The sequence below is a fragment of the Micromonospora sp. WMMC250 genome, assembly GCF_027460215.1.
In the GTDB taxonomy this organism is placed as follows: domain Bacteria; phylum Actinomycetota; class Actinomycetes; order Mycobacteriales; family Micromonosporaceae; genus Micromonospora; species Micromonospora taraxaci.
This window is the reverse complement of record NZ_JAPZBJ010000002.1, coordinates 4,103,540-4,129,779: the sequence shown is the minus strand read 5'-3', so window position 1 is coordinate 4,129,779 and position 26,240 is coordinate 4,103,540. Positions and strand designations below refer to the sequence as shown.

General features: G+C 72.2%; 24 protein-coding genes. 20 read left to right on the top strand and 4 right to left on the bottom strand.

Going from position 1 to position 26,240, the window contains the following annotated elements; translation table 11 throughout:
• Nucleotides 1-173: 173 nt before the first annotated feature.
• The gene (locus tag O3438_RS18380; protein WP_269681120.1) at nucleotides 174-1,205 is read right to left on the bottom strand and encodes a hypothetical protein; all 1,032 of its coding nucleotides are present in this window, start codon (nucleotides 1,203-1,205) and stop codon (nucleotides 174-176) included.
• Between the two features lie 71 nt (nucleotides 1,206-1,276).
• Between O3438_RS18380 and O3438_RS18375 the strand changes: the two genes are divergently transcribed.
• Complete coding sequence (locus tag O3438_RS18375; RefSeq protein ID WP_269681119.1) at nucleotides 1,277-2,317, top strand: S66 family peptidase; 1,041 nt, start codon at nucleotides 1,277-1,279, stop codon at nucleotides 2,315-2,317.
• Between the two features lie 41 nt (nucleotides 2,318-2,358).
• Here the strand turns inward: O3438_RS18375 and O3438_RS18370 are convergent, their stop codons facing one another.
• Nucleotides 2,359-3,273: a cyclase family protein gene (locus tag O3438_RS18370; RefSeq protein ID WP_269681118.1), complete on the bottom strand. Its 915-nt coding sequence runs from the start codon at nucleotides 3,271-3,273 to the stop codon at nucleotides 2,359-2,361.
• A gap of 698 nt (nucleotides 3,274-3,971) precedes the next feature.
• Between O3438_RS18370 and mfd the strand changes: the two genes are divergently transcribed.
• The 4 genes from mfd (at nucleotide 3,972) to O3438_RS18350 (ending at nucleotide 11,167) form a co-directional block, all read left to right on the top strand.
• Nucleotides 3,972-7,604 carry a transcription-repair coupling factor gene (gene mfd, locus O3438_RS18365; RefSeq protein ID WP_269681117.1) on the top strand — a complete coding sequence of 1,211 codons (3,633 nt, stop codon included), beginning with the start codon at nucleotides 3,972-3,974 and terminating at the stop codon, nucleotides 7,602-7,604.
• Nucleotides 7,605-7,663: 59 nt separating this feature from the next.
• Entirely contained in the window at nucleotides 7,664-8,416 is a 753-nt protein-coding gene (locus O3438_RS18360; RefSeq protein WP_269681116.1) for a hypothetical protein, read from the top strand.
• A 2-nt stretch (nucleotides 8,417-8,418) separates the two neighbouring features.
• Nucleotides 8,419-9,423, top strand: coding sequence for a nucleoside triphosphate pyrophosphohydrolase (locus O3438_RS18355; RefSeq protein WP_269681115.1), 1,005 nt, complete (start codon nucleotides 8,419-8,421; stop codon nucleotides 9,421-9,423).
• Nucleotides 9,424-9,547: 124 nt separating this feature from the next.
• A complete protein-coding gene (locus O3438_RS18350; protein ID WP_269681114.1) occupies nucleotides 9,548-11,167 on the top strand; it encodes a DUF885 domain-containing protein in 1,620 nt (539 codons plus the stop codon).
• 22 nt (nucleotides 11,168-11,189) lie between these two features.
• Here the strand turns inward: O3438_RS18350 and nudC are convergent, their stop codons facing one another.
• Nucleotides 11,190-12,071: an NAD(+) diphosphatase gene (gene nudC / locus O3438_RS18345; protein WP_269681113.1), complete on the bottom strand. Its 882-nt coding sequence runs from the start codon at nucleotides 12,069-12,071 to the stop codon at nucleotides 11,190-11,192.
• Nucleotides 12,068-12,760, bottom strand: a complete 693-nt coding sequence (locus O3438_RS18340) for a hypothetical protein (protein ID WP_269681112.1) — start codon at nucleotides 12,758-12,760, stop codon at nucleotides 12,068-12,070. Before O3438_RS18340 ends, nudC begins: the two co-directional genes overlap by 4 nt.
• 213 nt (nucleotides 12,761-12,973) lie before the next feature.
• On the opposite strand from O3438_RS18340, the gene eno reads away from it, so the two are divergent.
• The 15 genes from eno (at nucleotide 12,974) to O3438_RS18265 (ending at nucleotide 26,207) form a co-directional block, all read left to right on the top strand.
• A complete protein-coding gene (eno, locus tag O3438_RS18335) occupies nucleotides 12,974-14,257 on the top strand; it encodes a phosphopyruvate hydratase (RefSeq protein WP_269681111.1) in 1,284 nt (427 codons plus the stop codon).
• 78 nt (nucleotides 14,258-14,335) lie between these two features.
• On the top strand, nucleotides 14,336-14,977 hold the full coding sequence (locus O3438_RS18330; protein WP_269683676.1) for an FtsB family cell division protein: 642 nt from the start codon (nucleotides 14,336-14,338) through the stop codon (nucleotides 14,975-14,977).
• Nucleotides 14,978-15,011: 34 nt separating this feature from the next.
• Nucleotides 15,012-15,569, top strand: a complete 558-nt coding sequence (locus tag O3438_RS18325) for a DUF501 domain-containing protein (RefSeq protein ID WP_145786338.1) — start codon at nucleotides 15,012-15,014, stop codon at nucleotides 15,567-15,569.
• Nucleotides 15,566-16,087, top strand: coding sequence for an amino-acid N-acetyltransferase (locus O3438_RS18320; protein ID WP_269681110.1), 522 nt, complete (start codon nucleotides 15,566-15,568; stop codon nucleotides 16,085-16,087). Before O3438_RS18325 ends, O3438_RS18320 begins: the two co-directional genes overlap by 4 nt.
• Nucleotides 16,088-16,324: 237 nt before the next feature.
• Nucleotides 16,325-17,365, top strand: a complete 1,041-nt coding sequence (locus tag O3438_RS18315) for an ArsR/SmtB family transcription factor (RefSeq protein WP_269681109.1) — start codon at nucleotides 16,325-16,327, stop codon at nucleotides 17,363-17,365.
• Nucleotides 17,366-17,387: 22 nt separating this feature from the next.
• The gene (locus tag O3438_RS18310) at nucleotides 17,388-18,329 is read left to right on the top strand and encodes a Ppx/GppA phosphatase family protein (RefSeq protein WP_269683675.1); all 942 of its coding nucleotides are present in this window, start codon (nucleotides 17,388-17,390) and stop codon (nucleotides 18,327-18,329) included.
• Nucleotides 18,330-18,524: 195 nt separating this feature from the next.
• Nucleotides 18,525-18,857: a PadR family transcriptional regulator gene (locus O3438_RS18305; RefSeq protein ID WP_088986312.1), complete on the top strand. Its 333-nt coding sequence runs from the start codon at nucleotides 18,525-18,527 to the stop codon at nucleotides 18,855-18,857.
• Complete coding sequence (locus O3438_RS18300; RefSeq protein WP_269681108.1) at nucleotides 18,854-19,906, top strand: HAAS signaling domain-containing protein; 1,053 nt, start codon at nucleotides 18,854-18,856, stop codon at nucleotides 19,904-19,906. Before O3438_RS18305 ends, O3438_RS18300 begins: the two co-directional genes overlap by 4 nt.
• Before the next feature lie 130 nt (nucleotides 19,907-20,036).
• Nucleotides 20,037-20,720 carry an LppU/SCO3897 family protein gene (locus tag O3438_RS18295; RefSeq protein ID WP_269681107.1) on the top strand — a complete coding sequence of 228 codons (684 nt, stop codon included), beginning with the start codon at nucleotides 20,037-20,039 and terminating at the stop codon, nucleotides 20,718-20,720.
• A gap of 240 nt (nucleotides 20,721-20,960) precedes the next feature.
• Nucleotides 20,961-21,647: a dienelactone hydrolase family protein gene (locus tag O3438_RS18290; protein WP_269681106.1), complete on the top strand. Its 687-nt coding sequence runs from the start codon at nucleotides 20,961-20,963 to the stop codon at nucleotides 21,645-21,647.
• Nucleotides 21,648-21,666: 19 nt separating this feature from the next.
• A complete protein-coding gene (locus O3438_RS18285; protein ID WP_269681105.1) occupies nucleotides 21,667-22,380 on the top strand; it encodes a uracil-DNA glycosylase in 714 nt (237 codons plus the stop codon).
• Nucleotides 22,381-22,400: 20 nt separating this feature from the next.
• Nucleotides 22,401-23,189 (top strand): DUF4129 domain-containing protein, encoded by a 789-nt coding sequence (locus O3438_RS18280; RefSeq protein WP_269681104.1) that lies wholly within the window; start codon nucleotides 22,401-22,403, stop codon nucleotides 23,187-23,189.
• Nucleotides 23,186-23,770, top strand: a complete 585-nt coding sequence (locus tag O3438_RS18275; RefSeq protein ID WP_269681103.1) for a hypothetical protein — start codon at nucleotides 23,186-23,188, stop codon at nucleotides 23,768-23,770. Before O3438_RS18280 ends, O3438_RS18275 begins: the two co-directional genes overlap by 4 nt.
• Entirely contained in the window at nucleotides 23,770-24,777 is a 1,008-nt protein-coding gene (locus O3438_RS18270) for an AAA family ATPase (RefSeq protein ID WP_088986306.1), read from the top strand. Before O3438_RS18275 ends, O3438_RS18270 begins: the two co-directional genes overlap by 1 nt.
• The gene (locus O3438_RS18265) at nucleotides 24,777-26,207 is read left to right on the top strand and encodes a DUF58 domain-containing protein (RefSeq protein WP_269681102.1); all 1,431 of its coding nucleotides are present in this window, start codon (nucleotides 24,777-24,779) and stop codon (nucleotides 26,205-26,207) included. The genes O3438_RS18270 and O3438_RS18265 overlap by 1 nt, the downstream gene beginning before the upstream one ends.
• The last annotated feature ends 33 nt before the right edge of the window (nucleotides 26,208-26,240 follow it).

The window sequence follows — 26,240 nt, the reverse complement described above, 5'->3', positions numbered from 1 at the left end:
CGTGGTGACGAAGGACAGCGCTGTCCGACTTACTGGATGGTATCCGCGCGCACCGGATGTGCGGAGGGCCCCCGGGTGATCCACTGGCTCCGGGTCGGCGTTTCCGGCGTGATCTCAGCCACCGTGGCCGCTCATTGAGGGGCCGGAGCGTGCCGTACCGGGGTGGCGGCGGCTCATCGAGGGGTCGGGGAGTGCCGTTCGCGGGTGGCGGCGGTCCGGCGACCGCGTACGAGGCTCGCGCTGAACAACCCGGCGATGCCGGCCACCGCCCAGAGCGCGAGAGCGATCGCGGGCCAGCCGGCGGATCGCCAGTCGAAGTAGACCGCCGCCTTCGTGAGGTCGTTGGCGAGCCCGGGAATGTTCCACCGGTGCATGCCACGCAGCACCCCGGGCAGGAACTCCGGCGCGTAGATCCCGCCGGACCCCGGGTTGCCGAGCACCACCAGCAGCAGGATGACCAGCGCCGTGCCGGCGACACCGAGCCACCCCTGGATGGCGCTGGCGAACATCGCGGCGGCGAAGACGGCCAGTGCGCCGATAGCGGCGATCGTCGGCACGTCGTGCTGCCAGATGTCCAGGACCGGCCCGACCACGACCGCGCCCGCGATGCCCAGCAGCACGCTGTAGACCGCCAGGGCGGCTGTGCGTAGTCCAGCCCGCCGCGCCGACCGTGGGGTCGTGCCGGCGGAGATCCCGAGCACTGTCGAGGCGAGGTAACCGCCGAGCACGTACCCGACGTTGAGGTAGAACGGCACCACGCCGCGCGGGTCGTCCGAAGTGACCGGCACCCGGTCGACGACCTGCAACGGGGTGCCGGAGCGGGCGGCGGCGGTGCTGAGGACCTCCTTGATCGCACTGGTGGCGGAGGGCCCGGAGGCGCTCGCCACAGTGAGGAGCAGGCCGTTGTCCGGGCCGGTGCTGAGCACCGCGTACACGGCACGGCTGAGCAGGCCGTGCTCGGCGGCGGCCGTGTCGTCGTACTCGATGGGTTTGAGGATGGTGGTCTGGTCGCGCACGGCGTCGAGCGTGGCCCGCGCGCGTTGGTCGCTGGTGACGACGCCGGTCGGCAGGTCGCGCGGTGTGGGCTGGTGCAGTGCTCCGACGTAGGCCGCGATGAACGCGGTGGCCAGCGCGAGCGTGCCGATGAGCAGCCCGATGCTGCGCGGCGCCCAGTCACGGTCGCGCCGTTGCGGTGCTTCATCCACATCGAGAGCCTAATGTCCGATCTGAGAACGGCAGGACGGAAACCGGTTGGCCGGACGGTTAGCCTTCGATCATGGGGACGCCGATCTATCCACCCAAACCGCAGCCGGGCGACCGGGTCGCTGTCGTCTCACCCTCCGCCGGGCTGCCGGGCCTCTTCCCGCACGTGTACGAGTTGGGGCTGCGCCGGCTACGCGAGGAGTTCGGCCTGGAGCCGGTGGAGTACCCGACCACGCGGATCATGGGTGCGGACCCGCGCAACCGGGCCCGCGACCTGACCGCCGCGTTCGCCGACCCGAGCATCACCGCGGTGCTCGCCACCGTCGGCGGCGACGACCTGATCACGGTCACCCCGCACCTCGACGACGACGTGCTGCGGGCCAACCCCAAGCCCTACTTCGGTTACTCGGACAACACGAACGTGCTCAACCACCTCTACCGGCTAGGCGTCGTCGCCTACCACGGTGGGTCGGTGCTGGTGCACCTCGGCCGGCCCGGCGCGCCGCACCCGTTGACTGTCGACTCGCTGCGCGCCGCGCTGTTCACCACCGACTGGTACGAGTTGACGCCCGCTCCCACCTGGGGCGACCGACCCAACCCGTGGACCGAGCTGGAGACGCTGGCGTACGAGCCGGAGATGCTGCCCGGCGAGGGCTGGCGCTGGCACGGGCCGCAGCGGGTGGTGCGGGGGCGCACCTGGGGCGGCTGCCTCGAGATCCTGCACTGGCTGATGGCCGCCGACCGGGTACCGACCGCCGACGAACTGGCCGGGTCCGTGCTGCTCTTCGAGACCTCCCAGGAGATGCCGAGCGCCCAGGAGGTGTTCCGGATCGTGCGGAACATGGGGGAGCGGGGCCTGCTCGCCGCCTTCGGAGCCGTCGTCGTCGGGCGCCCCAAGGCATGGGACTTCGACAAGCCGCTGTCGGTGCCGGAACGGCAGGCGTGGGGCGAGGCCCAGCGGGACGCGATCATGCGGGCGCTCACGCCGTACAACCCGGACGCGGTGGTGGTCTTCGACGTCGACCTCGGTCACACCGACCCGCAGTTGATCATCCCGTACGGCGGGGAGATCCAGGTGGACGCCGTCGCCCGCCGGATCGCGGTGCGCTACTGATCTCGGTGCGCCACTGACGCGCGGGCCCCAGGCGTATCGCGTCAGGGGTTGACGACGGCGAAGGCGCGGACCGGGAAGGTGCCCATGCCGGCCACCATCGGTGGGGCGGCGGTGAACCGGAAGCCGGTCGGCGGCACCGCGTCCAGGCCGGTCAGGTGTTCCACGATCGGGATGTCGGCGGCGAGCAGTGTGCTGTGCGCGGGGCGTACGCCTCCGGCCGCCGGGCTCATGTCGTCGATGTTGATCGAGTCGATGCCGACCAGGGCCGCCCCCGCGTCGGCAAGCGCCTGAGCGGCGTCCCCCGTCAGGTACGGCGCCTCCGGCGCGCCGTACCGCTCCGTGCCGAAGTGCACATCCCACCCGGTGTGCAGCAGCACCGCCCGACCACTCACCTCGTACGGGGCGAGCATCAGCCGATCCACGGCGCGGGTGCCGGCCGGCACCCGGACCACCACCCCGGGCAGGTCGGCGAGACGGTCCAGCGGCACCCCGGTCAGGTCGTCGCGACCGGCCCAGCGGTGCGCGGGAGTGTCCACGTACGTGCCGGTGTTGGCGATCAGGTCGATCCGGGCCACGTGGAACTCGGTGCCGGCCGCGTAGCGCTCCCGGGATGCCGCGAAGGTCAGCCAGTCGGTGATCCGGGGACCCGGCCAGCCGGGCAGGGTGATCATCCCGTCGCTGATCACGTGGCTCAACTCGACGAGTCTGCGGCCGGGCACGGGCTGATCGGCGGCCACGCCCCGGCCGCCCTTGTGCGGCTCCTCGATGATCGACTTCGCGCTGATCCGGACCTCGGCGACCATCAGCAACCCGAGGTGGCGGACGAACAACGCCGCCAGGTCCTCCTCGCTGATGTCCTGACCCGGAATGTCCAGCCGAAACCCCTCGGTACGCAGGCCGCCGCCGTTGGCGAAGCTCACCTCCGCGTCGAACTGCGCCCGCCACTGCTCACCCATCCCCCAACCCGAACACGTCGCCCGACGACGGTCAAGATCCGCAGGACGTCCACGGCGACCGGGTGTCCGCTCCCGCGCGGGTCCTGCGTCCGCGTCCGCGCGGATTCCTCCGCGCGCTCCCGCGCGGGTCCCGCGCCCGCCTGCATGGTGAAGATCCGCGCAACATCAGGGAAAGTGCTGCCTCGGGGCACCGTGATCCACCACTTTTCCTGATGTTGCGCGGATCTTGCGGTGAGCAACGTGTGTGGGGTCGGCGACGTCGCTGTCGGAGTCCCTCGACTCTCCAAGATCGCGCAATATCAAGGATGTGGTGGTGTCGGCGGGTCGGTGAGGCCCCTGCATCCTTGTTCGAGCGCGACCTTGGCGGCGGTGGGTTGCCCCAAACCCCGCTCTGGTCTCTGGAGAGGTCAAGATCCGCGCAACATCGGCGATGTTGGTGTCTCCCGCGCCTTTGAGGCAGCAACATCCCCGATGTTGTGATGATCTTGGGCGCGGGGCGCGGGGCGCGGGGCGCGGGGCGCGGGGCGCGGGGCGCGGGGCGCGGGGCGCGGGGCGCGGGGCGCGGGGCGCGGGGCGCGGGGACCTGCGCGGAAGCGGGTGTCTGTCGGTCGACGGAGATAGGCTTGCTGTCGTGCACCCCCCGTCCGGCTGGACGCGGGGCCGCCGTCGTGTGCGTCGACTCCCCTGGAAGGATCCCCTTGCTCACCGGTCTGTTCACCGCCGCCCTGGCCGACCCCGGGCTGGCCCGGGCGCGTGACCTGGCGCGCTCCGGTGCCGCCCAGGTCGACGGCCTCGACATCACCGCCCCGGCGGCGCTGCGCCCGTTCGCCGTCGCGGCGGTCGCCGCTGACAACGAGGGCGCCGGGCGGCCCGTGCTGGCGGTGACCGCCACCACCCGGGAGGCCGACGACCTGGTCGCCGCCCTGGGCGGGTTGCTGCCCGCTGATCAGGTGGTCGTCTTCCCCTCCTGGGAGACGCTGCCGCACGAGCGGCTGTCCCCACGCTCGGACACTGTGGGTCGACGGCTGGCCGTGCTGCGCCGGTTGGCGCACCCGGAGGCCACCGACGCGCACGGCGGCACGGGCCCGCTGCGAGTGGTCGTGGCCCCGGTCCGTTCGCTGCTCCAGCCGCAGCTCAAAGGGCTCGGCGACCTGGAGCCGGTGCAGCTCGCCGCCGGTGCGGAGGCGGACCTCGAAGAGGTCGCCCGCCGGCTGATCGACATGGCGTACGCGCGGGTCGACCTGGTCACCAAGCGCGGCGAGTTCGCGGTGCGCGGCGGGATCCTGGACGTCTTCCCGCCCACCGACGAGCACCCGTCCCGGGTCGAGTTCTGGGGCGACGAGGTGGAGGAGATCCGCACCTTCGCCGTGGCCGACCAGCGGACCATCGAGCAGGTTCCGCTGCTGTGGGCGCCGCCCTGCCGGGAGTTGCTGCTCACCCCGGCGGTCCGTGAGCGGGCCGCCGCGCTCGCGGAGCAGCACCCCGAGCTGGCCGAGATCCTCGACAAGTTGGCCGAGGGCATCCCGGTGGAGGGGATGGAGTCGCTGGCGCCGGTGCTGGTCGGCCCCGACTCGCTGGAGTTGCTGCTGGACGCGATGCCGTCCGGCACCCACGTGCTGCTGTGCGACCCCGAGCGGATCCGCACGAGGGCGCACGACCTGGTGCGTACCTCGGAGGAGTTTCTCCAGGCCAGCTGGGCCGCCGCCGCGGTCGGCGGTCAGGCGCCGGTGGACGTCGGCGCCGCCGCCTTCCGCACCCTCGGCGAGGTGCGCGCGGCCGCCGGCAAGCTCGGCCAGCCGTGGTGGACGCTGTCCCCGTTCGGATTGGTGGAGGGGGAGACCGCCGAGTCGCGGCAACCGTGGGAGGACGCGCCCGAGGAGGCCGCCGTCACCCCGGACGACGCCATCGCGGTGACCCTCGGCGCTCAGCCGGCCCCGCTGTACCACGGCGAGACCAGCCGGGTGGTCGACGATCTGAAGCGCTGGGCCGGTGAGGGCTGGTCGATCGCGCTGGTCTTCGAGGGGCACGGCCCCGCCCAGCGGGCGGTGGAGGTGCTGCGCGACGCCGGGCTGGGCGCCCGGTTGACCGAGGAGGTGCCGACCGCGCCGGTCCCCGGCGAACTGGTGGTCACCTGCGGCGCGTTGGGCAGTGGTTTCGTCGACGAGGCGTCCCGTTTCGTGCTGTTGACCGGCAACGACGTGACAGGTGGCCGGGGCACGTCGACCCGGGACATGCGCAAGATGCCGAGCCGGCGGCGCAACACCATCGACCCACTGGAGCTGAAGGCCGGCGACCATGTGGTGCACGAGCAGCACGGCATCGGCCGCTACGTCGAGCTGGTGCAGCGCACCGTCAACGGCGCCAGCCGCGAATACCTGGTGATCGAGTACGCGGCCAGCAAGCGCGGCCAGCCCGGCGACCGCCTCTTCGTGCCGACCGACCAGCTCGACCAGCTCTCCCGTTACGTGGGCGGGGAGCAGCCGACCCTGCACAAGATGGGCGGCTCGGACTGGCAGAAGTCCAAGGCTCGGGCCCGCAAGGCGGTCCGGGAGATCGCCGCCCAGCTGATCCAGCTGTACGCGGCGCGTAAGGCGTCCAAGGGCCACTCGTTCGGTCCGGACACCCCGTGGCAGCGCGAGTTGGAGGATGCCTTCCCCTGGCAGGAGACGCCGGACCAGCTCGCCGCGATCGACGAGGTCAAGCGGGACATGGAGCAGACCGTCCCGATGGACCGGCTGATCTGCGGTGACGTCGGCTACGGCAAGACCGAGATCGCGGTCCGGGCGGCGTTCAAGGCGGTGCAGGACGGCAAGCAGGTGGCGGTGCTGGTGCCGACCACGCTGCTGGTGCAGCAGCACTACAACACGTTCGCCGAGCGGATGAGCCAGTTCCCGGTGCAGATCCGGCAGCTGTCCCGGTTCCAGACGGCGAAGGAGACCGAGCGGACGCTGGAGATGGTCGCCGACGGCACCGTCGACATCGTCATCGGTACGCACCGGCTGTTGCAGACGGCGACCCGCTTCAAGCAGTTGGGTCTGGTGATCGTCGACGAGGAGCAGCGCTTCGGTGTCGAGCACAAGGAGCACCTGAAGACGCTGCGCGCGTCCGTCGACGTGCTGAGCATGTCGGCCACCCCGATCCCGCGCACCCTGGAGATGGCGATCACCGGCATCCGGGAGATGTCCACGATCGCCACCCCGCCGGAGGAGCGGCACCCGGTGCTCACCTTCGTCGGCGCGCAGGACGACCGGCAGGTGGCGGCGTCCATCCACCGCGAGTTGCTGCGCGACGGCCAGGTCTTCTACCTGCACAACCGGGTCGAGTCGATCGACCGGGCGGCGCGGCGGCTGCGGGAGCTGGTGCCCGAGGCGCGGGTCGCCGTGGCGCACGGCCAGATGAGCGAGGAAGCCCTGGAGAAGGTGATGGTCGGCTTCTGGGAGAAGGAGTTCGACGTCCTGGTCTGCACCACGATCGTGGAGTCGGGCATCGACATCCCGAATGCCAACACCCTGATCGTGGAGCGGGCCGACCTGCTCGGTCTGGCCCAGCTGCACCAGATCCGGGGCCGGGTCGGCCGGGGCCGGGAGCGGGCGTACGCCTACTTCCTGTACCCGCCGGAGAAGCCGCTCACCGAGCACGCCCACGAGCGGCTGGCGACGATCGCGCAGCACACCGAGTTGGGCGCCGGCATGTACGTGGCGATGAAGGACCTGGAGATCCGGGGCGCCGGCAACCTGCTCGGCGGTGAGCAGTCCGGGCACATCGAGGGTGTCGGCTTCGACCTGTACGTGCGGATGGTCGGCGAGGCGGTCTCCGCGTTCAAGGGCGAGCGGCCGGAGGATGAGGTCGATGTCAAGATCGATCTGCCGGTCGACGCGCACCTGCCACACGACTACGTGAGCGTGGAGCGGCTGCGCCTGGAGATGTACCGCAAGCTCGCCGAGGCGCGCGACGAGGAGCGGCTGGGCGAGGTGATCGCCGAGATGACCGACCGGTACGGCGAGCCGCCGGCACCGGTGCAAAACCTGGTGGAGGTGGCCCGGTTCCGCCTGCTGGCCCGCCGCTACGGCCTGACCGACGTGTCCATGCAGGGCAAGCACGTCCGCTTCGGTCCGCTGCCACTGCCGGATTCGAAGCAGTTGCGGCTCAAGCGCTACCACCCGGATGCCGTCTACAAGCAGGCCACCGACCAGGTCAGCGTGCCCCGACCGACCACCCGCCGGATCGGCGGCGAGCCGTTGCGCGACCAGGCGCTGTTGCAGTGGTGCGCGCAGTTGCTCTCCGATGTGCTCGGTGCCCCCGCGGTGGCGGCGGCGGGGGCGTCGGCCTGAGCCGCTCGTGTGGTGGGGGGCGTCACAGCGGCGTGCCCCGCCGTGAGAGAGTGACCGTCATGCGTGCTCGCCGTCTTGTCGCCGTCGCCAGCGTGGCGGTCGGTCTCATCGCCCTCTCCGGATGTCGTGCCGAGCCCGGCATCGCCGCCTACATCGGTGACCACCGCATCACCGACGAGCGGGTTGCCGCCGTGCTTAAGGACCTGCGCGACAAGAACCCTGAGTCGCCCGCCGCGAGCCAGCCCGGCCAGGCGGCGCCGAAGCCGACCGGCCCGGCCGACGTGGCCAGCGTGCTGGTGCTGAGCGAGGTGTGCAAGCAGGTCTCCGCCGAGAAGAACTACCAGCCGCGTGGCCAGGTGGCGTCCGACCAGGTCGCCCAGGCGCTCCAGTTGACGGCTGACACGGAGTACGTGCAGCAGATGTCCGCCCTCTACACCTGCCTGTCCGGGGTGCCGTCCGAGGCGATCGCGCCGACCGAGCAGGAGATGAAGACCCTGATCGCGGTCGGCCGCGAGGCGGGCCAGATCCCCGCCGCCACGAGCGACCAGGAGGCCGCCAGCCAGCTCGACGGCGACCAGTTGCGTGGCGCGCTGGCCACCCGACGGTCGCTGGTCGAGGCGGTCGAGCGCTACGACGTGACGGTCAGCCCCCGGTACCGCCCGTTGGAGTTCCCGGTGCTCAGCTTCCCCGGTAACATCCCCGCGGTGAGCGTGCCGCTGGGTGAGCCGGGCTCCGACATGGTCACCGACGTCACCACCCCGGAGTCCGTCGACTCGGCCGCCACTCCCGACGCCGAGGGCACGGCCAGCTGAACATGACGGCACGGATCGTCCTGCTGGTCACGTCGCCCCGGCTACCGGCCGGTCTGCTGACGGCGGCGGCCTGGGACGTCGTACGCCGGCACCCGGTGCTGACCGGCGCGGAGAGCGAGTTGGTCACGGCGGTGCGCCAGGCGGGCGCCGAGGTCGCCGTGGTGGACGGCCCGGCGACGCAACGGCTGCTGGACACCGTCGCGGAGCACGGCACGGCGGTCTGGTTGGCCGGCCCGGCCGGCGACGAGGCCCTTGCCCGGGAGTTGGGCCTGCGGCTGGCCCGGGAGCCGGGGTTGGCCGAGATGGAGCTGATGTACGGCTCGTGGGACCCGCCGGGCGCGCGACTGCTCGACGCGGTGGCCGTGCTGGACCGGTTGGCCTCGCCGGGTGGTGACCCGTGGAAGCGGGCGCAGACGCACCGCAGCCTCGCCGGTTACCTGCTGGAGGAGAGCTACGAGGCGTACGACGCGATCGACGCCGACGACACCGACGCGCTGCGGGAGGAGTTGGGCGACGTCCTCTTGCAGGTGGTGTTGCACGCGCGGCTCGCCGAGGAGCTGCCCGAGGGTGAGCGGTGGAGCATCGACGACGTGGCGGGTGGCCTGGTCGACAAGATGATCCGGCGCAATCCGCACGTCTTCGCCGGTGCCGAGGCGGGCACACTGGAGGAGATCACCGAGAACTGGGAGCGGATCAAGCGCGCGGAGAAGGCCCGGACGTCGGTGCTGGACGGCATCGCGTTGAGCCAGCCTGCCCTGGCCCTGGCCACGCAGATCCTGGCGCGTGCCGCGCGGGCGGGCATGAGTGTTCCGCCGCCACTGGCCGACACGCAGGTGGACGCCGAAGCAAGGCTGGGCGCGAGCCTCCTGGCAACGGTGGCGGCTGCCCGCGAAGCGGGCATCAACCCGGAAGCGGCCCTCCGGCGCGCGACCCTCGCCTACGCCGAAGCCCTCCGCACCGCCGAAGTCGCCGTCGAACCCCCACCCGGGGACCCTTGTCGACAATGAGGTTGTTGCCACGACAACCCGGGGCGGACGGCGACAACCTCATGATCGACGGGCGTGGGAGGGGCATCGACGGGAGCGTGCGGAACCGGCGGCGTCGTCGGGGGTGATCGGTAGGGTGGGCCGGGTGGAAGCCTTTGGGGTGCTGGCCGAGCGGGTTGTCGAGGCGTTGCTGGAGTCGCGGCCGGGGGTAGCCACCGCCGCCGGAGACCACCGGTTCGACGACCGGCTTCCTGATCTGTCCGCCGACGGGCTCGCGGCCGACCGGGCGATGCTCTCCGACGCGGCCAACGCGCTGTCCGAGCTGGACCCGGATTCACTCGACGTCGACGAGCAGGTCGACCACGCGCTGTTGACCTCCTTCGTGGACCGGGAGCTGTTCGAGCTGACCGAGATCCGCTCGCACGAGTGGAACCCGCTGTGGCACAACCCCGGATCGCTCCTGCACCCGTTGCTGACCCGCTCGTACGCCCCGGCGGAGGTGCGACTGACCCAACTGGCCGGTCGGCTCGCCGCCGTACCGGACGCCCTCGCCACCGCGCGCTCGATGCTGCGCGACATGCCGCGGATCCACGCGGAGACGGCGGTCGGGCAGTTCGCCGGCACGGCCGCCTTGATCCGTGACGAGTTGCCGGCCCTGCTCGCCCAGGTGCCGAGCGCCCTCGACCGGGTCGAGCCGGCCGCCACCGCGGCGATCGCCGCGATCGAGGAGTTCGTCGCCTGGCTGCGCGCCGGCCTGGCCGCCGACGCGGGCCCCGGACGTGACCCCCGGCTGGGCCGCCGCCGCTGGGAGGCGCGGCTGTGGCACACCCTCGACACCGAGTTGGGCGCCGCCGAGATCCAGCGCCGTGCCTGGGCCAACCTGGACCGGGTCACCACGGAGATCCGCGAGGCGGCCGTCGAGCTGGTCGGTGGTCCGGCCGACGACGCCGCGGTCCGCAGGGCGCTGGACCTGCTCGCCGCCGAGCACCCGAACGACGCGACGATCGTCGAGCTGGCCGCTGTGACACTGGACGAGGCGACCGACTTCGTCCGGGCGCACGACCTGGTCACCCTGGTCGACGACAGGTGCGTGATCCAGGAGATGCCGGAGTTCGCCAGGGGTGTCGCGGTGGCCTACTGCGACGCGCCCGGCCCGCTGGAGACCGCGGCAGTGCCGACCTTCTACTGCATCGCGCCCACCCCGGCGGACTGGCCGGCGCAGCGGGTCGAGTCGTTCTACCGGGAGTACAACGACCACATGATCCGCAACCTGACCGTGCACGAGGCGATGCCGGGGCACTTCCTCCAGCTCGCCCACGCGCGCCGCTACGTCGGCGGCACCCGGGTTCGTGCGCTGGCCGAGTCCGGCCCGTTCATCGAGGGCTGGGCGGTGTATGCGGAGGAGTTGATGACGGGCCTCGGTTTCGGTGGGCTGCCGGTGCGGTTGCAGCAGCTCAAGATGCAGCTCCGGATGACCATCAACGCGTTGCTCGACCAGTTGGTGCACGCCGAGGACCTGCCCGAGGCGGAGGCGATGGCGTTGATGACGGGGCGCGGCTTCCAGGAGGAGGGTGAGGCGGCCGGCAAGTGGCGTCGCTCGTTGCTCACCTCCACCCAGCTCTCCACCTACTTCGTCGGGTACAGCGAGGTCGCCGAGATCGCCGCCGCCCGCCCGGACGGGGTGTCGGTGCGCGACTGGCACGACGCGATGCTGTCCCACGACTGCCCGCCCCCGCGCCACCTGCGTACCCTGCTCGACGTCTGAGGAGACGCCGGGCCCGCGCGGTTCAGCGCCGCGCGGCGGTCACTGTCGCGTCGATCAGCCAGCGCGAGATGGAGTACGCGGGCGGCAGTTCCGCCGGCAGCGCATCCACACCGAACCACCGGGCCTCGGTCAGCTCCCGGCCGTCGACCACCGGCTCGGCGCGCGGGTCGGCGGCACGGGCGGTGAAGCCGGCGAGCAGCACCCCGGGGCCGGAGATCGCCCACGGCTGGCTGCCGAAGTACGCCAGTCGGTCGACGGACAACCCGACCTCCTCGCCGACCTCCCGGTGCACCGCCGCCTCCAGCGTCTCGCCGGCCTCCACGAAGCCGGCCACGAGTGCCCACAGCCCGGTCGGTCCGGTGGCGTGCCGGACCAGCAGCAGCTCGTCGGCGCGACCGGCCGGGCCGGGCCGGGTGATCGCCACCAACACCGCGGCGGAGAGCTGCATCGGGACGTACAGGCCGCAGTCGGGGCACCGCCGCGCGGTCTCGCCCGGCTTGTCGGTCAGCTCGGCGCGGCAGGCGCCACACCACCTGTGGGTACGCCGCCAGGTGATCACCGCCAACGCCCGGCTGGCGAGCGCGGCGTGCGGCTCCGGCACCTCTGCGGCGAGCGACGCCCAGCCACGTGCCCGGCCGGGAAGAGCGCCGGCGGCGGTGAGATCGGTGGCCCAGGCGGGCACCCCGTCGAGGGTGCCCAGCGGCACCCAGTCGGTGTCGGCGGGCAGGTCGGCGACGCGGAGTGGTCGACCGTCGGCGTCGGTCAGCAGTTTCGCGCCGGTCACCGGTAGGGCCAGGTTGCCGGAGGCGGGCAGCCGCCCCCGCTCGGCTCCGGGCTGGAAACCGGCGGGTCGTGCCGCGGACGCGGGTGCGTCGAGCCCGGCAGCGGCGGCCGGGCCGGTCACGACCCTCCCGGGCGGCTGTCCACGACTCCGGCGCCGGCCGGCGGGTCGAACGCGTTGTTGTCCACGGTCGCGGAGTAGCGGCTCAGCGCCAGCTCCATCGGCTTGCCGTCGACCGGTCCGGTGAAGCTGCCGAGCACACCCTCGGTGGTCACGCAGGCGGTGAAGTCACCGGAGGAGCTCTGGACGTTCACACACGCGGCGTGGTGTCCGGCGATCGTGGTGTCGCTCTGCTTGATGACCGCCTGCGGGTCCAGCGCGGCGGTGGTCAGCAGCCCGACCACCACGGGCGGTGTGACAAGACCCTGCTGGTTGGCTTCTCCGAAGAGCGTCACGGTGGGCTTGCTGCCCGGGGTGGGTGGGGTGGCCAGGGTGCACTCCGGCCGGGCGCCGGTGGTCGTGCACCGGGTGATCGCCTCCGGTGTGACGGTGAGCCGCCCGCCCGGATAGGTGTACGCGGAGCGGGCCGGGTCCTGCGCCTGCACGATCGCGGCGCTCTGGCCGCCGGGCAGCTGGTAGTCGGCCGAGTACGTCAACTCCAACGCCCGGTCGAGTCGGGCGGCGAGGTCGTTGACGAGTTCCGAGCGACCCATGGCGACTCCGGCGTCCTCGAATGTCTGACAGCCAGTGACCGTGAGCGACGCGATGACCGACACGGCGAGCATGCGGAGGGTGGTCGAGGCGGCGGGCATGCCGACCAGCCTGGTGGATCTGGTCCGCGCAGCGCAAACCCGTTGCCGGTTGACGCCCGGAAATCCGGGAATGTCCGTCAGTGCGGGGCGACTCGGGTGCGCGGGCGACGCCGTGCCGTTTCCCGTGGCCCGATACGCTGCGTTCAACACCTGCCTCAGCCGCACCGTCGCGGCCCACCCACGGACCGGATTACAACAACGAGGAGCGACTCAGTGGCAACCATCGAGGGAATCGTCGCCCGGGAGATTCTCGACTCGCGGGGCAACCCCACTGTCGAGGTCGAGGTCGGCCTGGACGACGGCACGGTGGCTCGCGCCGCGGTGCCCTCCGGCGCCTCCACCGGCGCGTTCGAGGCGATCGAGCTGCGCGACGGTGACGCCGACCGCTACCAGGGCAAGGGCGTGGAGAAGGCGGTCTCCAACGTCGAAGACAAGATCGTCGACCAGATCATCGGGTACGAGGCCAGCGAGCAGCGGCTCATCGACCAGAAGATGCTCGACATCGACGGCACCGACAGCAAGTCGGAGCTGGGCGCGAACGCCATCCTGGGGGTCTCCCTGGCGGTGGCGAAGGCCGCTGCCGGCAGCGCCGAGCTGAGCCTCTTCCGCTACCTGGGCGGCCCGAACGCGCACCTCCTGCCGGTGCCGATGATGAACATCCTCAACGGTGGCGCGCACGCCGACTCGAACGTCGACATCCAGGAATTCATGATCGCGCCGATCGGCGCGCCCACCTTCCGGGAGGCGCTGCGCTCGGGCGCGGAGGTCTACCACGCGTTGAAGTCGGTGCTGAAGAAGAAGGGTCTGTCGACCGGCCTCGGTGACGAGGGTGGCTTCGCGCCGAACCTGCCGACGAACGCGGCGGCCCTGGACCTGATCGCGGAGGCGGTCGAGAAGGCCGGCTACCGGCTCGGCACCGACATCGTGTTCGCGCTCGACGTGGCGGCCACCGAGTTCTTCGACAACGGCACCTACACCTTCGAGGGTGCCGCGAAGTCCGCCGAGGACATGAGCACCTACTACACCAAGCTGGCCGACGAGTACCCGATCGTGTCGATCGAGGACCCGCTGGCCGAGGACGACTGGAGTGGCTGGCAGACGCTGACCGCCTCGATCGGCGACCGGGTGCAGATCGTCGGCGACGACCTGTTCGTCACCAACCCGCAGCGCATCGCCCGCGGCATCGCGGAGAAGTCCGCGAACGCGGTCCTGGTCAAGGTCAACCAGATCGGCTCGCTGACCGAGACGCTGGACGCGGTGGACCTGGCCCACCGGGCCGGCTTCAAGTGCATGATGAGCCACCGCTCCGGCGAGACCGAGGACACCACCATCGCCGACCTGGCGGTCGCCACCGGTTGTGGCCAGATCAAGACCGGCGCGCCGGCCCGCTCGGACCGTGTCGCCAAGTACAACCAGCTGCTCCGGATCGAGGAGGAGCTGGCTGACGCGGCGCGCTACGCGGGCGCCGGCGCGTTCCCGCGCTACCGTTCGGCCTGAGACGCTGCCGGGAAGCCCCGCCGCGGGGCTTCCCGACAAACCCTGTAACGCACGAAGCCTCGGGAGAGGGGTGTGACGATGCAGCAGCGCCGCACACCGGGTGGTCAGCGTCCCGCCCGTCGGCCGGGTCAGTCCGGTCGGCCGGGCGGAGGCCGCTCCACGCGGGGATCGGTGCGGGAGGCCGGCGTACGCGCCGAACCCCGTACCGCCGCTGGTCGGGCACCGGGCGCGGCCCGGGGCGCCGAGGGGGTGCGCTCGGCGAACCGTCCGGCCGCCGCCCGGCGTACCGCCGCCGGTGGGTCCGTCAAGCGGCTCGTCGCACCCCACCCCCGTCGCTTCACCGGTCGGGCCACCGTGCTGTTCGCGGTCCTGATCGCGCTCGCGCTCGCCTACACGTACCCGGTCCGGGTCTACCTGGACCAGCAGGCCGACATCGAGCGCATGGAGGCGGCCCAGGCGGCGCAGGAGGCGGAGATCGCCAAGCTCACCGCCGAGGCGGCCAACTGGAAGGACAAGGAGTACATCAAGACGCAGGCTCGGGAGCGGTTCTTCATGGGCGAGCCGGGCGAGAAGATGATGGTGGTGCTGTACGACCCGGAGGGCGCGGCCCGGGACACCGGGAAGTCGGCCGGTGCAACGCCACCAGCCGGGCCGACCACCTGGTACGACACGCTCTGGTCGAGCGTGCAGGCGGCCGACAGCGAGCAGCCGGGCAAGTGAACCACCGATCAGCGCACCAGGAGAGATGGGCACCGTGACTGTCGTACCACCGTCGGAGCCGGCGGCGGACTCCGTACCCCTGCCGCAGCGGGAGCCCGCGACCGAGGCCGACCTGGCCGCGGTGGCCGCGCAGCTCGGCCGCACGCCCCGGGGCACCCGGGCGGTCGCCCACCGGTGCCCGTGCGGCCTTCCGGACGTGGTGGAGACCACCCCGCGCCTGGCCGACGGCACACCGTTCCCCACGCTCTACTACCTGACCTGCCCCCGGGCCACCGCGGCGTGCAGCCGGCTGGAGTCGGCGGGGCTGATGAAGGAGATGGCCGACCGGCTGACGACCGACCCCGAGCTGGCTGCCCACTACCGTGCCGCGCACGAGGACTACCTCGCCCGCCGGGAGGCGATCGGCGAGGTTCCGGAGATCGCCGGCATCTCGGCCGGCGGCATGCCGGGCCGGGTGAAGTGCCTACACGTGCACCTGGGGCACGCGCTGGGCGCCGGCCCCGGGGTCAACCCGTTCGGCGACGAGACGTTGGAGCTGGTCGAGCCCTGGTGGGCGGCCGGCCCGTGCGTGGACGTGCCGGCGGACGAGTGAGCGCGCAGACTGCGGATCAGATCACGGTCCGACGGGCCCGCACCGGGGACGTCCGGGGCATCCGGCGTCTGGTGGACACCTACACCAACGACCGGCGGCTGTTGAGCAAGGCCACCGTCACCCTCTACGAGCAGGTGCAGGAGTTCCGGGTCGCCGTCCGCGCCGAGGACGGCGTCGTGGTGGGCTGTGGCGCGCTGCACGTGATGTGGGAGGACCTGGCCGAGATCCGCACGGTCGCGGTGGACCCGTCGTGTCGCGGTCAGCGGATCGGGCACCGACTGGTGAGCGAGCTGATCGACGCGGCCCGGGAGCTGGGCGTGGCGCGGATCTTCGTGCTCACTTTCGAGACGCAGTTCTTCGGCGCGTTCGGCTTCCGGGAGATCGACGGCGCACCGGTGCCGCAACCCGTGTACGAGCAGCTGCTGCGTTCGTACGACGAGGGTGTCGCGGAGTTCCTGGACCTGGAGCGGGTCAAGCCGAACACGCTGGGCAACACCCGGATGCTGCTGCGCCTGTAGTCGGGTGCTCGTCGCCGGGGCGTCAGCTCGACGCGGAGGCTGCGGAGGTCGGGGCCGACGAGGGTTGCCCCCGCTCAGCACAAGCTGCAGCCATGACGGTGAGGCAGCGCCCCGTCAACACTGCCACCGTCGGCCGCACGTCGGCCACCCCCCGTCGACCCCGCCGTCCACCCTGGAGGTGGCCGGCTCGGGAAACAACCCTTTCGGTCCTGGGCGAAGCAGGGCAGGCTGTCTCCCATGCTTCGCCTCCATCTCGGGTCGGCGGATCTCTGCCGGGTGCGCTTCGGTGACCGGCTGCACCCGGTCGGCACCGCGCTGCTGGCCGGGCAGTGGCTGCGTGACCCGACGGTCGCGACGATGGCACCGGCCCTGGCCGAGCGAGCGGCAGCTGTGGAGAGCACCGGGACCGCCCAGGCGGCGACAGCGATCCTGCGACACCTGCTGCCGGCACGGGGGCGTCTGCCGGATTTCGTCACGCCCTTCGACGGGGTGGAGTCGCTCACCGCCGGCCTGGAGGCGATCCAGGCCACCCCTGCACGGCGGGTACGCGACGAGGTCGCCGCCACGTACGGGGATGTGGCGGCGACCCCGCTGCGGCGACGGTTCGCAGCGGCCGACCCGGAGGTGCTGGACCTGTTCGGCGGGGCCGTCCGCACCTGGTTCGACGCGGTCCTCGCGCCGCACTGGTCCGAGCTGGTCTCCGCGTACCGCCAGCAGGTGACCTGTGCCAGCGGGCGGCTGGCGCAACACGGCCTGGCCGGCCTCTTCGCGGACCTGCACCCGGCGATCAGCTGGCGGGAGCCGGTGCTGGAGATACGGACGTGGTGGGACGGGGACCTGCCCGGCACCGGTCACGGGCTGCTCCTGCTGCCATCCCCGCTGGCCGGGCCCCGACCACGGGTCCTGGTCGAGCCGGGTCGCCCCATCCTGCTCGTCTACCCGTCGGCGATGCCCGCGCGTGCGGCCACCGCCGACGGCGACGCCCTCGGTCGGCTGCTCGGCGTCACCCGGGCGCTGGTCCTGCGCCGACTCGCGGCCGAGAGTGGGTTGACCACCACGGTGCTGTCCCGGGCGGTCGGCATCAGCCTCTCCTCGGCCTCGGAGCACGCCAGCGCGCTGCGGGCGACCGGGCTGGTGGTCAGCGAGCGGGAGGGTGGGGCCGTCCGGCATCACCTGACGACGCTCGGCGCGAATCTGTTGCGGGGCCTGTCGGACGACCCGCCCGCGACGTGTCCGCGGCCGTGCCGACCCGCCGGATGGCCGTCCGGCCTGCCGTAAGGTTGCTGCCGTGACGACGCGTGTGGCGGCCATCGACTGCGGGACCAACTCGATCCGACTGTTGGTCGCCGACCTGCCCGACGATTCGGGCGGGCCGCCGGCACCGCTTGTCGACCTGACCCGCCGGATGGAGATCGTCCGGCTCGGTGAGGGTGTGGACCGCACCGGTCGGCTGGCCCCGGAGGCGATCGAGCGGACCCGGGTGGCGCTGGCGTCGTACGCCGCCGACATCGAGAAGCTGGGCGCGGAGCGGGTCCGCATGTGTGCCACCTCCGCCTCCCGGGACGCCGCCAACGCGGCCGACTTCACCGAGATGGTGCAGCGCACCCTCGGCGTCGCGCCCGAGGTGGTCACCGGCGACGAGGAGGCCCGGCTGTCGTTCACCGGTGCGGTGCGCGGGCTGCCGGCCGACGCGAAGGCGCCCTTCCTGGTGGTCGACATCGGCGGTGGTTCCACCGAGTTCGTGGTTGGCGACCGGGAGGCAGGGGTGCGCGCGGCGATCTCGGTCGACATCGGCTGTGTCCGGATGACCGAACGGCACCTGCCCGATGACCCTCCGACGTCCGAGCAGGTCGCTGCCGCGCAGGCCGACATTGCGGCCGCGGTGGACCGGGCGCTCGCCGCGGTGCCCGGCCGGGAGGCGGCCACACTGGTCGGCCTCGCCGGGTCGGTCACCACAGTGGTCGCCATCGCACAGGGCCTTCAGGAGTACGACCCGGAGCGCATCCACCACGCCCGGGTGTCGTACGAGGCGGTCGCCCAGGTGACGGCGGACCTGCTGGGTCAGACCCGTGCCCAGCGGTTGGCGAACCCGGTGATGCACCCGGGCCGGGCCGACGTGATCGGCGCGGGCGCGCTGGTGCTTCGCGTGATCATGGAGCGCGCCGGGATGCCCTCGGTGGTCGCCTCGGAGCACGACATCCTCGACGGCATCGCCTGGAGCCTCCAACCAGCCACCCGCTAGCCGCCTGCTAGCCGCTTGATCGACTCGCCTTCGCCGAAGTCGGGGTATCCCCGTCACCAAGACACCCCAACGTCGCCGAACCGCGCACCGCGCGATCGTCCGCTCCGTGTCGTGTTTTCCGCACCCTGCGCTCAGGTCGGCGTGTTGGGGCGAGATCGTTGACGCTACTTCGCATTGCACACTAGTCTCGAATGCGTGGACACCACACAGTTACTGAAGGGCGTGCTGGACCTGGCCGTCCTGGCCGTGCTCCGGGAGGAGGACGGCTACGGGTACGACATCCTGCGCCGGTTGCGCGAGGCTGGCCTGGAGGAGGTCGGTGACGCCTCGGTCTACGGGACGCTTCGCCGTCTCTTCGCCGCCGGCCTGCTCACCACCTATGTCGTGCCGAGCGAATCCGGGCCGCACCGTAAGTACTACTCACTCAACGCCGCGGGGCGTGACCAGTTGACCCGCTCCGGCAAGCTCTGGCGCTCGTTCGCCACCACAATGGACACTCTGCTCGACGATCGGGGGCTGGCGGCATGACCGTCACGGAGCAGGAGATCACCGACTACGTGGCGCGGGTCCGGGCCGCTCTGGCCGACCTGCCGCCCACTCAGCGCGACGAGCTGACCGAGGACCTCGCCGACCACCTCACCGAGGTTGCCGCCGAGTCCGGGGGCACGCTCGTCGAGCGGCTGGGCGAGCCCGAGACGTACGCCGCCGAACTGCGCGCCGCTGCCGGCGCCACCAGCGTCAGTGGGCGCAATCTCGACCAGCGGGTCGCCACCGCCATGGTCCAGGTCCGCACCCGGCTGCGCGCGGTCGACGTCCGACTCGGCCCGGCGCTGGGGTACGAGACGGCGAGCGAGTTCCTGCGGTTGCTGCGACCCGCCTGGTGGGTGCTGCGCGGCTACCTGGCAGCGATGCTGGTGACGATGATGAGCACCGGTGGAAGCTACGGGCTGCTGCCTCGGTTCGGCGGCGAGCTGCTCGCCGGCATGGTCATGCTCGTCGCATTCGTGCTCGCCTCCATCTGGATCGGTCGCCGATCCGCCGGCCTGGCCGGCTGGCCACGGTGGGCGCTGCACGGCGGCACGTTCGTCCTGGTGGTGTTCGCGCTCGCCGCACTCGGTCACGCGGAGGACCGTCTCGACCGCGACTACTACTACGACCAGACCTCGGTCGACAGCCAGTACAGCCAGATCCGGGACGTCTACGTCTACGACCGTGAGGGTCGTCTGGTGGAGGATGCGCGACTCTTCGACCAGAACGGCAACCCGATCCGCCTGGGTTATCCGGACTGTGGGAGCAGCATGGACGAGTACGGCAACTCGCTGCTGCGGCCGTACCCGTACTGCCCCGAACAGGCGCCCTTCGGGGCTCGTGCCCCGGGTGCGACAGTGCCGCTCACGCCACCGGCCGCCTCGACGACGACGCCGACCGCAACGCCTGGCGTCGGCACCACGTCGGAGCCGAGCGCCAACGCGGGTACGCCCGGTGCGCCGCAGCCGAGCGAGACGGCGTCCGGCGAACCCTCGGTGGGATCCACCGGTAGGCCGGGTGGCGCACCGACACCGACCGCGACGAGCTGAGTGACGATGTGAACTGGATCATGCCGATGAAGCTGGGAAATAGCTGAACGGACGAGGCGGGCGGGACGGCACCGGAAATCAATGATCGTTACGGTGTCGTCTGCTCATCAACCCCTCGGAAGGAACCACAGTGCCAGAGCAGGTCGCACCCCCCTCCGCGCCCGACGCCGCAGCACCCCAGCCGGCCGTCGAGACGCCGCAGCCGACGCCGGCCCAGCCGGAGACGGCCAAGCCGGCCGGGGCCGCGCCGGATGCGGCCACGCCGAACGCTTCCGCGCCGGATGCGGCCGCGCAGGCCACCACCGCGCCGGATGCGACCGCGCCGGATGCGGCCGCGCCGATCACCCCCGCATCCGATGCAGCCACGCCGAACACGACCGCGCCGGGTGAAGGGGCGCCGGACGTGGCCAAGCCGGAGGCGGAGAAGTCCGGTGGCAAGAAGGCGCTGGGCATCATCGGCGCGATCCTCGCGGTCGTCGTCATCGCCGGTCTGAAGTTCGGCATCGCCTCGGCGATCGGCAACTACTTCAACAAGGACGAGACGGCTGACGCCAAGGTCGGCGACTGCATCGCCGAGCTGCCCGAGGTCACCGGTACGCAGCAGGAGGAGGTCGACGGCGCCAAGGTCGTGTCCTGCACCTCCACCGACGCCGCGTACACGGTGGTCGGTCGGGTGAACGACCAAAGCCAGGCCCAGGCCCAGGCCGGCACCGCCTGCGACCAGTTCTTCAAGGAGGGCGAGGAGGGGTACGTCTTCTCCAGCATCGAGCCGGGCAAGACCGGCTACGTGCTCTGCCTGACCAAGAAGGCCTGATCACGAAGGCCTGATCACGAAGGCCTGACCACGAAGGCCTGACCAGCGAGGAAGGCCACCACCGACGGCGGCGGGAGGGATCCCGCCGCCGTTGGCGTACCCGCGGTCACCGGTCGGCGAACAGGAGGTGAATGCCACTGTTCCGGCGTCTTCCCGAGGGCCGCGCGGCGTGGCAGGCTACCGGCACGTAGGACCACTGGGCGACCAGCCAACGATGACTGACCGCTAGGAGGACGGCCCATGGGCGAAATGGTGAGCTACCGCAGCAACGGGGGCACGAGCGAGGGGTATCTCGCGATACCCGCCAGCGGAATGGCCAGCCCTGCCGTCATCGTGATCCAGGAGTGGTGGGGCCTCGTCCCACACATCCGGTCGGTGGCGGACCGCTTCGCCGAGGCCGGTTTCGTCGCCCTCGCCCCGGACTTCTACCACGGCGAGACGGCCAGCGAACCCGACGAGGCGCAGCGCCTCCTGATGGCGATGCGGATGGACGAGGCGGCGAAGGACATCTCCGGCGCGGCCGACTATCTCGCCGGGCGGCCGGAGGTCACCGGTAAGGTCGGTGCCGTGGGCTTCTGCGCCGGTGGCAGCCTGGCCCTCTGGTCGGCCACCATCTCCGAGCGGATCGTCGCCACCGCCGGCTTCTACCCCGTGCTGCCCTGGGAGTCGATGCGCCCCGACTGGGCCGACTACGCCGGGAAGGCCGCTGTCATCCACTGCTCCGAAGAGGACGGCACCTCGGCCGCCGAGGGCGTGCAGACCGCCCGGCGGGCCATCGAGGAGGCCGGCGGCAACTGCCACCTCTACGACTACCCGGGCACCTCGCACGCCTTCTTCAACGACGACCGGCCGGAGGCGTTCGACCAGCGCGCCGCCGCCACGGCCTTCGCCCGCACCCTGGAACTCTTCCGGGCCAAGCTTGGCTGAGTCGCGTACCCCGGAACAGGTGGTCGCCCGCGCAGCGCGGGCGGCCGACCTGGCCGACCTCGACGCGGGTGTCAGCGACTGTTTCGCCTGCCCCCGCCTGGTCGAGTGGCGGGAGGAGGTGGCCCGCACCCGCCGGGCCGCCTTCCGCGACCAGGAGTACTGGGGTCGGCCGGTGCCCGGCTTCGGCCCCGCCGACGCGCGGATCGCGATCCTCGGGCTGGCGCCCGCGGCGCACGGCGGCAACCGCACCGGTCGGATCTTCACCGGCGACCGGTCCGGTGACGTGCTGTTCGCCGCGCTGCACCGGGCGGGGCTGGCCAACCAACCGACGAGCGTCGCCGCCGACGACGGGCTCACCCTGCGCGACATCCGGATCTTCTCGGCCGTCCGATGTGCGCCGCCGGACAACAAGCCGACGCCGAAGGAGCGGGACACGTGCGCACCCTGGCTGCACCGTGAGGTCTCGCTGATCCGGCCCACGCTGCGCGTCGTGGTCGCGCTCGGCGCATTCGCCTGGGCTGCGTGGTGGCCGGTGCTGCGTCAGGTGTACGGGCTGCGACCGCCCAGCCCGCGACCGGTGTTCGGTCATGGGGCACACTGGTCCGGCACAGCCGCTCCGGACCTGCTGGGCAGCTACCACGTCAGCCAGCAGAACACCTTCACCGGGCGGTTGACGCCAAAGATGCTGGACGACGTCTTCGACCAGGCTAAACAGCTGGCCGAGGTGGACTGAGAACGCGTGGGGCGGTGGCGATGACAGACGGAACACGCCCACCCGCGCCGTCACCGGCTGACGAGTCCGGTGTGTTGCGCCCGGCGGTGGGCCTGCTTCGCAGGTGGTGGCCGGTCGGCGCGGTCGCCGCGCTGCTGGCCGGTGCCGCGCTGGCGTCCGCCCACTCGTCGCTCGGGACCAGTCGGATCCCACCAGCGGCGGAGAACGTCCCCTGGGTGCCCGAGTACCCGACAGTCGAGCCGTCCCCGTCCATCCCGGTCGAGCCACGCGAGGCCGGCGAGGCCACCCAGGCGCACATACCGCAGTGGATCGCCACTGTGGCGATGGTCCTGCTGGGGCTCGCCATCCTGGCCGCCCTCGGCTACCTGACCTGGGTCCTGATCCGGGGCGCGTTGCGCCGTACCACCCGGTCGTTGCCGGCGCAGCGGGCCCGGCGTACCGCCGAGGGCACCGCCCGCGAGGTGGTCGCCGCCCTCGACGCCGGCCTGGTGGAGTTGGACGACCGGGACACCGACCCACGGGTGGCGGTGATCGCCTGCTGGGTGCGCCTGGAGGAGGCCGCCGCGGCGGCCGGCGTGCCACGACTCACCGGGGACACCCCCACCGACCTGGTCAGCCGGCTGCTGCGCGGAGACCCGGCGGCCGGTGTGCCGGCGATCGTCAGCGCCGACGTGCTGGCCGAGTTCGCGCACGTCTACCGGGAGGCCCGGTACGCCACCCGTCCGGTCGACGAACGCACCCGCGACCAGGCCCGCGCCGCGCTGCGCCGGCTGCGTGGCGAGCTCACCACGGCGGTGACGACCACATGAGCAGCACCAGCATCGACGACCTGCTCGCGTTCGAGGAGGAGGCGACGCCGTCCGGTCCGCCGGAGCGCCGCTCCCGGCTGGGTCCCGTGCTGCGCGCGCTCGCGGGAGCCGCCGCGCTGGTCGCGGTGCTGCTCGTCGGTCTCCGCGCGGTGGGCCTCCAGATCTCACTGCCGGTACTGATCGCAGGGGTGCTCGCCGTCCTGGCGGTCCGCCGGGTCACCGCACTGCTCGCGCCGCCACCCCTGCCGCCGGCCGGTGCCCGGTCCGCGCCGGGCGAGGAGGACGGCAGCTACAACTGGGGTGCCCGGGACGCGCTGCGGAGCGCGATCAACCGGTGGGAGTGGCCCCTGGACTGGTCCGCGACCCGACCCGAGCGGTTCACCGGGACGGTTCTGCCCCGGATCGGTGAGCTGGCCGACGAGCGGATGCGCCTGAAGCACGGCGTCACCCGGGAGTCGGATCCGGCCCGTGCCCGTGCCCTGCTGGGTGACCGACTGTGGACGTTCCTGGAGACCCCGCCTCGCCGCACCCCGTCGCCGCGCGACCTCGCGGTGATCGTCGCCGAACTGGAGAAAATCTGATGAAGGACGTGGACCGGAGCATCGCCCCCGCCGAGGTCGGCCACCTCGCCCGGGCCGTCCTGGACGCGGTGGGCACCGTCGTGGTCGGCAAGCGGGACGCGTTGGAACTGGTCCTCGCCGGCATCCTCGCGGGTGGGCACGTCCTGCTGGAAGACCTGCCCGGGTTGGGTAAGACGCTCACCGCGCGCTCGTTCGCGCAGGCGCTCGGGTTGGACTTCCGCCGGTTGCAGTTCACCCCCGACCTGCTCCCCGCCGACGTCACCGGTTCGTTCCTGTACGACCAGCGCAACGGCGACTTCGCCTTCCGGGCCGGCCCGGTATTCACCAACCTGCTCCTCGCCGACGAGATCAACCGGACGCCGCCGAAGACCCAGTCCGCGCTGCTGGAGGCGATGCAGGAGAAGCAGGTCTCGGTGGAGGGTGTGACCTACAAGCTGGACGAGCCGTTCCACGTGCTGGCCACCGCCAACCCCATCGAGTACGAGGGCACCTACCCGCTGCCCGAGGCGCAACTGGACCGTTTCCTGCTGCGGGTCTCGTTCGGCTACCCGCACCACGAAGAGGAGTGGGAGGTGCTCCGCCGTCGGATGGGTCGTCGCCGCGAGGAGGCGGACATCAAGGCGGTGGTCGACGCGGCCACGTTGCGGGCGATGCAGGCCGCCCTGGAGGACGTGGTGGTGGAGGACTCCGTCGGCCGGTACATCGTGGCCCTCACCGCGGCCACGCGGGAGCACCCGTCGGTGCTGGTCGGCGCGTCACCGCGCGGTTCGTTGGCGCTGCTGCTGCTGGCCCGGGTGCGGGCCGTCTTCGCCGGACGGGACTACGTGGTGCCGGAGGACGTCAAGGAGGTGGCCGCACCCGCGCTGGCCCACCGGATCACCCTGCGCCCGGAGATGTGGTTGCGTCGGGTCGACCCGGCGTTCGTGGTCGGCGAGGTGCTGGAAGGCACCCCGGCCCCGGCGAGCGGCGCGCTGCCCAGCTACGCCGCTGGCGGGCCCCAGCGCTGATGACCGCACCGACCGAGTCGAGATCCACCGAGCCGGAACCGGCTGCCGGCTGGGCGCCCACCCCGGCGCTCGGTCGGGCGGTGCTGCTCGCCGGTCTGCTGCTCGTGGCGGGGGTGCTGCTGGGGCGGGTCGACCTGATCGTGCTGGCCGCCCCGTTCGCACTGGGCACCGCGTACGCGCTGCGTCGACGGCCGACGGCACTGCCACAGGTGTGGATCACCACGGGTGACGACGGGCCACTGGTCGAGGGCGGCGCCGCGACGGCGGCCGTCAGCGTCGGAAACCCGGACACTGTCGACTACGACCTGGTGGTGCTGCGTACCCGGGTGTCGCCGTGGCTGCGGATCTTCCGGGCCGGCTTCGCCCGGGACGAGGCCGTCGCCGACGTGCCGCCGACCGGTGGTGAGGGTCCGGCGGTCAGCGGCGCGGGTCGTTCCGTGGCCGACCGGCCGTTCGTGACGTCGGTGCCCGTCGGATCGGCTGTCGACCTGGAGTTGGCCGGCCGTGCCCTGCGTTGGGGCCGACACCCGGTCGGCCCGGCCGGCGCTCGGGTCGCCACGGCAGGGGGCCTGCTGGTTTCCCGCGCGGTGATCGTCGAGCCGGTTCGCGTGCGGGTGTACCCGCGTACCGAGCCGTTCGAGGCGGTGGAGGCGATGCCCCGGGCCGCCGGTCTGGTCGGGGCGCACCACTCGCGGCGGCCCGGCGAGGGCGGCGAACTGGCCGGCGTACGGGTCTTCGCTCCCGGGGACCGGTTGCGCCGGATCGACTGGCGGGTCTCGCTGCGCGCCCGCCAACTGCACGTGGCCTCCACCCTCTCCGACCGGGACGCCGAGGTGGTGGTGCTGCTCGACGTGCTCGCCGAGGCGGGGCGTTCCGGCGGGGTGAACGGTGCCGCCTCGGTGCTGGACACCACAGTCCGGGCCACCGCCGCGATCGCCGAGCACTACCTGCACCGCGGTGACCGCGTCTCGCTGCTGGAGTACGGGCCGGCAGCCCGCCGGCTCCGTCCGGCGGCCGGACGACGGCAGTACCTGACGGTCCTGGAGTGGCTGCTCGACATCCGCGTCACGTCGTCGTCGCACGAGCCGTACGACCAGGTTTTCGGCCCGCAACTGCTGTCGTCGGACGCGCTGGTGGTGGTCCTCACCCCGCTGCTGGACGAACGGTCCGCGCAGATGCTCGCCCGGTTGGCCCGCGCCGGCCGGTTCGTGGTGGCTGTCGACACGTTGCCGACCGACCTGGCGTCACCGAAGGACCGGGGGTGGGCCGAGGTGGCGTACCGGCTGTGGCGGTTGGATCGTGAGGTCATGATCGGGCAGCTCCGGGAGCACGGCGTACCGGTGGTGCGCTGGGCCGGCGCCGGCAGCCTGGACCAGGTGCTGAGGGATGTGGCGAGGTTGGCGACGGCCCCAAGGGTGGGTGGCCGGTGAGCGCGAGGAGTGAGCTTGCGAGCCCCGCAGTCG

Excerpts from the sequence above, each read along its gene's own strand:
- O3438_RS18375 (WP_269681119.1), top strand. The coding sequence starts at position 1,277 with ATGGGGACGCCGATCTATCCACCCAAACCGCAGCCGGGCGACCGGGTC.
- O3438_RS18370 (WP_269681118.1), bottom strand. The coding sequence starts at position 3,273 with ATGGGTGAGCAGTGGCGGGCGCAGTTCGACGCGGAGGTGAGCTTCGCC.
- O3438_RS18360 (WP_269681116.1), top strand. The coding sequence starts at position 7,664 with ATGCGTGCTCGCCGTCTTGTCGCCGTCGCCAGCGTGGCGGTCGGTCTC.
- O3438_RS18355 (WP_269681115.1), top strand. The coding sequence starts at position 8,419 with ATGACGGCACGGATCGTCCTGCTGGTCACGTCGCCCCGGCTACCGGCC.
- O3438_RS18340 (WP_269681112.1), bottom strand. The coding sequence starts at position 12,760 with ATGCCCGCCGCCTCGACCACCCTCCGCATGCTCGCCGTGTCGGTCATC.
- O3438_RS18330 (WP_269683676.1), top strand. The coding sequence starts at position 14,336 with ATGCAGCAGCGCCGCACACCGGGTGGTCAGCGTCCCGCCCGTCGGCCG.
- O3438_RS18315 (WP_269681109.1), top strand. The coding sequence starts at position 16,325 with ATGCTTCGCCTCCATCTCGGGTCGGCGGATCTCTGCCGGGTGCGCTTC.
- O3438_RS18300 (WP_269681108.1), top strand. The coding sequence starts at position 18,854 with ATGACCGTCACGGAGCAGGAGATCACCGACTACGTGGCGCGGGTCCGG.
- O3438_RS18290 (WP_269681106.1), top strand. The coding sequence starts at position 20,961 with ATGGGCGAAATGGTGAGCTACCGCAGCAACGGGGGCACGAGCGAGGGG.
- O3438_RS18280 (WP_269681104.1), top strand. The coding sequence starts at position 22,401 with ATGACAGACGGAACACGCCCACCCGCGCCGTCACCGGCTGACGAGTCC.
- O3438_RS18275 (WP_269681103.1), top strand. The coding sequence starts at position 23,186 with ATGAGCAGCACCAGCATCGACGACCTGCTCGCGTTCGAGGAGGAGGCG.
- O3438_RS18270 (WP_088986306.1), top strand. The coding sequence starts at position 23,770 with ATGAAGGACGTGGACCGGAGCATCGCCCCCGCCGAGGTCGGCCACCTC.
- O3438_RS18265 (WP_269681102.1), top strand. The coding sequence starts at position 24,777 with ATGACCGCACCGACCGAGTCGAGATCCACCGAGCCGGAACCGGCTGCC.